The 9,771-nt window shown below is 63.4% G+C and carries 6 protein-coding genes; all 6 read left to right on the forward strand.

What is annotated here, in order from left to right:
* The first annotated feature begins 25 nt into the window (after nt 1–25).
* The 6 genes from xsc (at nt 26) to WBB85_RS11715 (ending at nt 9,415) form a co-directional block, all read left to right on the forward strand.
* Nucleotides 26–1,801, forward strand: coding sequence for a sulfoacetaldehyde acetyltransferase (xsc, locus tag WBB85_RS11690; RefSeq protein ID WP_432638793.1), 1,776 nt, complete (start codon nt 26–28; stop codon nt 1,799–1,801).
* Between the two features lie 96 nt (nt 1,802–1,897).
* Entirely contained in the window at nt 1,898–2,266 is a 369-nt protein-coding gene (locus WBB85_RS11695; RefSeq protein ID WP_432638788.1) for a cupin domain-containing protein, read from the forward strand.
* A 90-nt stretch (nt 2,267–2,356) separates the two neighbouring features.
* Complete coding sequence (locus tag WBB85_RS11700) at nt 2,357–4,972, forward strand: cation-translocating P-type ATPase (RefSeq protein WP_432638789.1); 2,616 nt, start codon at nt 2,357–2,359, stop codon at nt 4,970–4,972.
* A 76-nt stretch (nt 4,973–5,048) separates the two neighbouring features.
* Nucleotides 5,049–5,249: a YgaP family membrane protein gene (locus tag WBB85_RS11705; protein WP_432638790.1), complete on the forward strand. Its 201-nt coding sequence runs from the start codon at nt 5,049–5,051 to the stop codon at nt 5,247–5,249.
* A 12-nt stretch (nt 5,250–5,261) separates the two neighbouring features.
* Nucleotides 5,262–6,224, forward strand: coding sequence for an efflux RND transporter periplasmic adaptor subunit (locus WBB85_RS11710; RefSeq protein ID WP_432638791.1), 963 nt, complete (start codon nt 5,262–5,264; stop codon nt 6,222–6,224).
* Entirely contained in the window at nt 6,221–9,415 is a 3,195-nt protein-coding gene (locus WBB85_RS11715) for an efflux RND transporter permease subunit (RefSeq protein WP_432638792.1), read from the forward strand. The genes WBB85_RS11710 and WBB85_RS11715 overlap by 4 nt, the downstream gene beginning before the upstream one ends.
* The last annotated feature ends 356 nt before the right edge of the window (nt 9,416–9,771 follow it).

The following is a 9,771-nucleotide window of genomic DNA, read 5'->3' on the forward strand; positions in this document are numbered from 1 at the left end:
AACATAGAGAGTTCCCATGACCAAAATGACCACCGAAGAAGCCTTTGTCAAAGTGCTTCAAATGCACGGAATTCAACATGCTTTTGGTATTATCGGCTCGGCGATGATGCCGATTTCCGACCTGTTCCCGGCTGCCGGGATCAAGTTCTGGGACTGCGCACATGAAACCTCGGGCGGGATGATCGCTGACGGCTACACCCGGTCCACCGGCAAGATGTCGATGATGATCGCGCAGAACGGGCCGGGCATCACCAACTTCGTGACACCCGTGAAGACCGCCTACTGGAACCACACGCCGCTGCTGCTGGTCACGCCGCAGGCGGCCAACCGCACCATCGGGCAGGGGGGCTTTCAGGAAATCGAGCAGATGAAACTCTTCGAGGACATGGTCTGCTATCAGGAAGAGGTCCGCGACCCGAGCCGGATGGCCGAGGTTCTGAACCGGGTGATCGAAAAGGCGTGGCGCGGCTCTGCGCCCGCGCAGATGAACATCCCGCGCGATTTCTGGACCCAGGTGATTGATATCGAACTGCCGCAGATCATCCGGCTGGAACGTCCGGCAGGTGGCGCAGACGCGATCTCGGCCGCGGCCAAGCTGCTGTCCGAGGCCGAATTCCCGGTCATCCTGAATGGTGCGGGCGTTGTCCTGTCGGGCGCCATCGACGCCTCGGCGCGGCTGGCCGAGGCGCTCGACGCGCCGGTCTGCTGCAACTACCAGCACAATGACGCCTTCCCGGGCAACCATCCGCTGTCGGTCGGCCCCCTCGGCTACAACGGCTCGAAAGCGGCGATGGAGCTGATCGCCAAGGCGGATGTTGTTCTTGCCCTCGGAAATCGCCTGAACCCGTTCTCGACCCTGCCGGGCTATGGCATCAACTACTGGCCGACCAAGGCCAAGGTCATCCAGGTCGACATCAATTCCGATCGGATCGGTCTGACCAAGAAGGTCGATGTGGCGATCCAGGGCGATGCGCGGAAAGTGGCAGAGCAGTTGCTGGCTCAACTTGCCGAAGGTGCGGGCGAAAAGGGCCGCACGGAACGCAAGGACCTGATCTCGACCACCAAGTCGCGTTGGGCGCAGGAACTTTCCTCGATGGACCATGAGGAAGATACCGATGAGGGCATCACCTGGAACGAACGCGCCCGCGCCCGCCAGCCAGAGCGGATGAGCCCGCGTCAGGCCTGGCGTGCAATCATGGCCGCGATGCCGGAAGACGCGATCATCTCCTCGGACATCGGCAACAACTGCGCCATCGGCAATGCCTATCCGTCCTTCAACAAGGGTCGCAAATACCTTGCCCCCGGCCTCTTCGGCCCCTGCGGCTATGGCCTGCCCGCGATCCTTGGCGCCAAGATCGGCTGCCCGGACACGCCGGTGATCGGCTTTGCCGGGGACGGCGCTTTCGGCATCTCGATGAACGAGATGACGGCCTGTGGCCGGGGCGACTGGCCCGCGATCACCATGGTCGTCTTCCGCAACTACCAGTGGGGCGCGGAAAAGCGCAACACGACGCTGTGGTTCGATGACAACTTTGTCGGCACCGAACTGAACCTCGACGTCAACTACGCCAAGATCGCAGATGGCTGCGGCCTGAAGGGCGTTCAGGTCACGACGATGGAACAGCTGACCGAGGTTCTGCACACCGCCGTGAAAGAGCAGATGAAGGACGGGATCACCACTTTCATCGAGGTCGTTCTCAATCAGGAACTGGGTGAACCGTTCCGGCGCGACGCGATGAAAAAGCCCGTTCAGGTCGCCGGGATCAACAAGGACGACATGCGCGCCCAGCAGGTCGGCTGACCTCTGGTCCGGTGTTGCGAAAAGGGGGCGGGATCACCCGCCCCCGACCCGACAGGCCCACAACCCGCCGACAGAAGCAGCAAAGGAGATCCGACCATGGCCAAACATGTCATTGATTTCGCCGGTGAGCCGGATGAGGTGAGCGAACGCCGTCTTGCCGAACTTCCGGGCCGGGTTGTCGCTGGCGATCCCCATCACGTGACGCGCATGCGGCATACCAGCCCGGATGGCTCCTGTCTGGCCGGGACATGGACCAGCACGCGCGGCAAGTGGCACGCCTTTACCGAGCGCGACGAGTTCTGTTTCATCGTCTCGGGCCATGTGCAACTGATCGCCGAGGATGGGTATGTGCAGGATTTCCGGACCGGTGACTCCTTCCTGATCCCGAACGGGTTCCGGGGATTCTGGAACGTCGTGGAAACCACGACAAAGCACTTCGTCATCCGGGACTACGCCGCAGGCTGATCCTGTCGCCCGCCATGCGGGCATGATCCGGATCAAGGCGCCGCCGACCTGTCTGCCGCAGAATGCTGCCGCAGTATCGGGGGCACGTGAATGAATGCCGGTATCAAGCCTGTCAGCGCAGCCGGATTGTCGGCAATCGAAGTGGTCGATCGGCAGCAGAGGTTCGGGCCGAACGAAATCAAAGTAGAGGCCGGGGCGTCGCGCTACGCGGTCCTGATGCGCCAATTCACCAGCCCTCTGGTCCTGATGCTGGTCGCGGCTGCCGGATTGGCCGCTTGGATCGGCGATATCATCGACACGGTTGCGATCCTGCTCGTCGTGTTGCTGAACGGTATTCTCGGCTTCGTTCAGGAATGGCGGGCGGAGACGGCCATTTTCGCGCTCAGGCGGATGCTCTCGCCGGTTGCGCGCGTTCGGCGTGACGGGATGGAACAGATTGTCCCCGCCCGCGATCTTGTGCCGGGCGATGCCGTGCTTCTGGAAGCGGGTGACAGGGTTCCGGCAGATATCCGACTTGTCTACGCGATGGCCTTACGGGTCGACGAAAGCGTGTTGACCGGGGAATCGGCGCCGCTCGACAAATCGCTTGCCGAGGGTGAAAACCGTCTCTTAATGGGCACGTCGGTGGCCGCAGGCCGGGCAGAGGGCGTGATCACGGTGACCGGCGCGGAAACCGAGTTCGGCAAGATCGCCGGTCTGACGGCGACAGCGGGCGGCAAGATCACAAATCTTCAGCGCCACCTTGGCGTGCTGGCGCGCCAGATGGGGATTGCGGCCCTGTTCCTGTCGGCGCTGGTCGCGGGTCTTGGCATCTTTGTCGGTCGTCCGGTGATCGAAATGGTGATGACCGGCCTCTCGCTTGCCGTGGCCATCGTGCCGGAAGGTCTGCCCGCTGTCGTGACGGTGACGTTGGCGCTCGGCGCCTCGGCCATGGTCCGGCAGAAAGCGCTGGTGCGGCGTCTGCAGGCGGTGGAAACTCTGGGCGCGGCCTCGGTCATCTGTACCGACAAGACCGGGACCCTGACCGAAAACAAGATGACCGCAACTGTCGTCCGGACGCCCGACCGCCGTTACACGGTCACCGGCACTGGCTATGATCCGGCGGGGCATGTCGAGACTGAGGGCCAGAGGATCAGGGCAGCAGACGATGCCGCTCTGTCCGCGCTGCTGAATGCTGCGATCACCTGCAACAATGCGCGCCTCAATCGGGTCGGATCGGGGTGGGAGATGATCGGAGAGGCGACCGAAGGGGCGCTGGTGACGCTTGCCTACAAGGGATGGGTGCCGGAACCTGACCGCCACCGGGTCGTGCTGGAACTGCCCTTCGATTCGGATCGCAGGCGGATGAGCGTCATCCTGCGGGACGGGTCCGGTCATCGCCTTTATGCCAAGGGCGCGCCCGAGGCGATCCTGAGTGTTTCGGCGATGATACGCCGGGGCGGGCACGATCAGCCGATGGGGTCGGAGGACAAGGCCGCCCTTCACGATCTTTATGAACAGATGGCGGCAGAGGGATTGCGGGTCATCGCCCTTGCCACCCGCGATCTTGCCGACATTCCTGATACGCCGGAAGAGAACCTGGTCTTTCTCGGCTTCGTCGGGATGATCGATCCGCCGCGCCCCGAGGTGAAAGCCGCGATTGCGGGTGCGCGGGCCGCGGGCATTCGGGTGATCATGATCACCGGCGACGCGCCGCAAACCGCCGCGGCCATCGCCCGGGATCTTGGCCTTGCACCCGAACTGGTTCTGACCGGCGATGCGGTCGCCGCGATGACGGATGACGATCTTGCCGCGGCCCTTGAGCGCGAGGTTCTTTTCGCCCGAACCGCGCCCGGCCAGAAGCTCAGGATCGTCGAGCGCCTGCAAGCCGGGGGCAAGGTCGTCGCCATGACCGGTGATGGGGTCAACGATGCCCCCGCCCTGAAGCGCGCCGATATCGGCGTTGCCATGGGCCAGCGCGGCACGGATGTCGCCAAGGATGCGGCTGATCTCGTCCTGCTTGACGACAACTTCGCCACCATCGTCGGCGCAATCCGTGAAGGCCGCCGTCAATTCGACAATGTCCGCAAATTCGTGCGTTACCTCCTGTCCTCCAATGCCGGTGAGGTGATCGCGATCCTCGCCAATATCCTGATCGGTGGCCCGCTCGTGTTTCTGGCAACGCAGATTCTGTGGATGAACCTCGTGACCGACGGGATCACGGCCGTGGCACTGGGCGTCGAAAAATCGGAGGCTGCGCAGATGCGCCGCCCCCCGCGCCGCCGGGATGAGCCGATCGTGGGCAAGGCCGGCCTGCTGACCATCCTCGCTTTCGGCCTTTATACCGGCGGCGCCAGCCTCTGGGTCTTTCAGCATTTCATGCATCAGGGTGTCGATATTGCCCGGACGGCGGCCTTCACCGCGATGGTCGTATTCGAAAAAACCAGCGTCTTTGCCTTCCGGTCGCTTCGCTCACCCTGTTTCCGCATCGGGTGGTTCTCCAACCCGGCGCTCATTCTGGCCTTTCTGGCCATGCTCGGCCTGCAGGTGCTTGCTGTCTATTGGCCGCCTTTGCAGGCCTTGCTGCATACGACCCCGTTGGGGTGGGATCACTGGGCCCTGATCGCGCTTATTGCCGCACCGATCCTGCTGGGGCCGGAACTGATCAAGGTATTGCTGCCGGAAGGACCGGCCCAACCTTTGGAGGAAAATCATGCGCGGCCCTGAAATGGGGTCGTGCCGTCTTGCAATCGACACTTAACATTCATAATTATGAATGTGTACGAAACATATGAGGTGCAACATGACCCTTGATCGCTCTGTTCTTGCCTTTGCCGGTATCATGGTACTGCTTTCAGTGGCGTTGACCGTCTGGGTCTCGCCCTGGTTCGTCTGGTTCACCGTCTTCATCGGTCTGAACCTGCTGCAATCGGCCTTTACCGGGTTCTGTCCGGCGGCTTCCCTTTTTCGCAAGCTCGGTATCAAACCCGGCTGCGCCTTCTGAAAGGCCCCTCCGATGCGCGCGCTTCTTCTCGCCTCTTTCATTGCGGCAGCCGGACCGGCCCTGTCCGAAACCGTAGCGCTGTCGCGGGTCACCCTGCCGGAATGGAAGGCAGTCTATGGCCGGATCGAAACGAAAGAGACGATCCCCGCCCGCGCGCGCCTCGGCGGCACCATCCGTGCGCTTTCGGTCAGCGAGGGCGACACGGTGACCGAAGGTCAGGAAATCGCGCTTGTCCATGACGACAAAATCGAGTTCCAGATCGCCGCCTATGACGCCCAGATCGCGGCGCTGAAGGCGCAGCTTGCGACGGCGGAAACCGAGTTGAAGCGCGGTGAGGCGCTGGTCGAGCGCGGCGTCGCGACCGTGCAACGGCTTGATCAGTTGCGCACGACCGTCGATGTCGTGCGCGGCCAGATCACGTCGACCGAGGCGCAGCGTGATATCTCCGTGCAGCAACAGACCGAAGGGCGTGTATTGGCCCCCGCAGCAGGCCGCGTGCTGACCGTGCCGGTCACGCCCGGTGCGGTGATCCTGCCGGGCGAACCGGTGGCGACCATCGGCGGCGGCGGATTTTTCCTGCGCCTGTCGGTGCCCGAACGCCATGCAACCGCTTTGACCGAGGGTGATGCGATCCGCATCACCACCGGCAGCGAAGAAGGCGAGGGCCGCATCGCCAAGCTCTACCCCCAGATCGACAACGGACGGGTGACGGCGGATGTTGAGGTCGAAGACTTGGATACCGCCTATGTCAACGCGCGCCTGCTGGTCCGTCTTCCGGTCGGTGAGCGTCAGGCGCTGATGATCCCGGCGGATGCGGTTTCGACGCGGTCGGGCATCGACTTTGTCACTGTTAGCGAGGCCGGGCATGAGGCCGAGCGCGCCGTGGTACTAGGCGCGGCGGTGACGCTGGGCGGCACAGAGATGGTCGAGGTCCTGACCGGCCTTGCCGTCAATGATACGGTCGTGACGCCATGAGCGACGCGCCCAAACTCGGCATCGCGGGCGGCCTTACGCGCGCCTTCATCGGCTCGCCGCTGACGCCCCTCTTCCTGCTCGCCGCCTTCGTCTTCGGCCTTGTCGCGCTGATCTCGCTTCCGCGCGAGGAAGAACCGCAGATATCGGTGCCCATGGTTGACATCATGGTCCGCGCCGATGGGCTGAAGGCCGCCGACGCCGTCAAGCTGATCACCGAACCCTTGGAGACCATCGTCAAAGGCATCGACGGGGTCGAACATGTCTATTCGCAAAGCCGTGACGATCAGGTGATGGTAACGGCGCGGTTTCTTGTCGGCACCTCGTCCGATGCTGCCGTCCTGCGGGTTCATGACAAGGTGCGGGCGAATATGGACCGCATCCCGGTCGGCGTGCCGGAACCCCAGATCATTGGGCGCGGCATTGACGATGTGGCGATCCTGTCGTTGACCCTGTCGCCAAGGGAAGGTGCCGCCGACCGGATCAACGCCAATGACCTGACCCGCATCGCCCGGGAACTGAGAACCGAGATCGCCAAGATCCCGGATGTCGGCCTGACCTATATTGTCGGCGAGACATCCGAACGCATCCGCATCGCGCCCGATCCGGCGCGGCTGGCGCTTTACGGCGTCACGCTGCAGCAGCTTGCTGGAAAGGTGCAGGGCGCCAACCGGGCCATGCCCGTGGGCAATGTCCGCGATCAGGGCCAACAGATCGAGGTGATTGCAGGTGAAACCCTGTCCTCGCCGCAGGAGATTGGCAACCTCCTGATGACCACCCGTGACGGGCGGCCCGTCTATGTCCGCGATGTCGCCGATGTGAGCTTTGCCACGGGGGCCGAGGAACAACGCGTCGCGACGGTCACCAAAGAGGCGGATGGGCTTGTCCGCCGCCCGTCCGTCACCCTCGCCGTGGCGAAGCGTGCGGGATCGAACGCTGTCACCGTCGCCGAGGCGATCCTGCACAAGGCGCACGCGCTGGAGGGTCTGCTCATCCCGCATGACATCGCGGTCGAGGTTACCCGCGATTACGGCGAAAGCGCCAATGAGAAGGCGAATGAGCTGCTCTATCACCTCGCTTTGGCAACGGTGTCGATCATTGCCCTTGTCTGGCTGGCCATCGGGCGGCGCGAGGCGGTCGTGGTCGCGGTGGTGATCCCGGTCACGATCCTGCTGACCCTCTTCGCCTCCTGGCTCATGGGCTACACGCTGAACCGCGTGTCGCTTTTCGCGCTGATCTTTTCCATCGGTATCCTTGTCGATGACGCCATCGTGGTGATCGAGAACATTGCCCGTCACTGGGGCATGCATGACGGGCGCGACCGGCGGCAGGCGGCCATCGACGCAGTGGCCGAGGTCGGCAACCCGACCATTGTCGCCACGCTGACCGTGGTCGCCGCGTTGCTGCCGATGCTCTTCGTGTCGGGCCTGATGGGGCCTTACATGTCCCCGATCCCCGCCAATGCCTCCGCCGCGATGATCTTTTCCTTCTTCGTTGCGGTCATGGTCACGCCCTGGCTGATGCTGAAGGTGGCGGGCAAGGCCCCCACCCATGGGCATGAGGACGGGCAGGGCGGCACGCTCGGTCGCGCCTACGCCGCCGTCGCCCGGCCGATCCTGGCCACCAAGGCGCGCAGTTGGGGCTTCATCGGCGCGGTGCTTGTACTCACCTTCGGTTCGCTCGCGCTTTTCTATACCAAGGACGTGACGGTCAAGCTTCTGCCCTTCGACAACAAGTCGGAATTGCAGGTGACAATCGACCTGCCAGAAGGGTCTTCGGTCGAGGCAACCGATGCTGTGGCGCAGGCCGTGGCCCGCGTTGTGCTGGACCTGCCTGAGGTGCGGTCGGTCCAGACCCATGCGGGCACGGCGGCCCCTTTCAACTTCAACGGCCTCGTGCGGCATTCCTATCTGCGCTCCATGCCGGAAATGGGCGAGGTTGCCATCAATCTTGTGCCCAAGGGCGAACGCGACCGCACGAGTCATGACATCGCGCTGGAGATCCGCGAGCGGATCATGGCGCTGCCGGTGCCCGCGGGCACCTCGCTGAAGACCGTCGAACCGCCCCCCGGCCCGCCGGTGCTGGCCACGTTGCTGGCCGAGATCTATGGGCCGGACCCGGAGACGCGGCGGCAGGTCGCGGCAAAGGTCGAAGACGCGTTCCGCTCGGTCCCCTTCATCGTCGATATCGACAATTCCTATGGCGAACCCGCCCGACGGCTGCGCACGACGATTTCAACCGACAATGCCGAGTTCTTTCAGGTTCAGGAGGCGGATGTCTTTGACACGATCGCCATCCTCAACGGCGGCACGACGGTCGGCTATTCCCATCGCGGCGAGGGCCGTCAGCCGATCCCGATCCGAGTGGAGAGGCCGAAAGGCGAACGCACGCTTGATGAGGCGTTCCTGACCACGCCGATCCCGGCCAATGTCCTGCCCGGCGCGCGGGGTGTGGTGGAACTGGGCGATGTGGTCGAGGTCACCGAGGAAACCGCATCGCACCCGATCTTCCGCCACAACGGCCTCGCGGCTGAAATGGTGACGGCCGAGCTTGCGGGAACCTTCGAAGCGCCGCTTTACGGCATGCTTGCCGTGCAGGACGCGCTTGATGCGCAGGACTGGACGGGGCTGCCCAAACCCTCGATCTCGCTCAATGGCCAGCCGGAGGATGAAACGACGCCCACGCTTCTCTGGGACGGCGAATGGGAGGTGACCTGGGTCACCTTCCGCGACATGGGCGCGGCCTTTGGTGTAGCGCTCCTTGGCATCTACATCCTCGTCGTGGCGCAGTTCCATTCGTTCAAGGTGCCGCTGGTGATCCTGACACCGATCCCGCTGACCTTCATCGGCATCCTTGGCGGCCACTGGGCCTTCGGCGCGCCCTTCTCGGCGACATCCATGATCGGCTTCATCGCGCTTGCGGGGATCATCGTGCGGAATTCGATCCTGCTGGTCGACTTCATCCGCCACGCACCGAACCGCGACCGCCCCCTGACCGAGATCCTGATCGAAGCCGGTGCGATCCGCTTCAAACCGATCCTGCTGACCGCGCTCGCGGCGATGATCGGCGCGGCGGTGATCCTGACCGACCCGATCTTTCAGGGGCTCGCCATCTCGCTCCTCTTCGGGCTTGCCTCATCGACGCTGCTGACCGTTCTGGTGATTCCGGCCGTTTACCGCGTTCTGCGCACGTGATGGCCGATGCGCGATTGATTCCTCTCCGAGTCCAGTTAGCTCGGTCTGCACCGCATTGAAGATGCAGCGTGTGCAATGAACTAAACTGTCGCGAGAAATCCCATGAAAGACCGCGACCCCGCCACTTTTCCGTCACGGAGCAAGAGCATCCCTAGTCATACGGGGCGCATGCTAAAAAGGCAGGACAGGAAGATGAAATTCGCAACCTCCATTCTGGGCCGCTTGTTCTCCAGCCGCTCCAACAAGCCGGATGCATTCGATAACCGTCTGGTGAATCTCGGCAGCGAAATCAACCGGACCCGTCGCCCTGTAAGCAACGCACGGCCGCCGCTCTTTGTCCGTCAGGCACGCCAGAC

Origin of the sequence: Albidovulum sp. (assembly GCF_049646345.1) — a bacterium.
GTDB lineage: Bacteria > Pseudomonadota > Alphaproteobacteria > Rhodobacterales > Rhodobacteraceae > Albidovulum.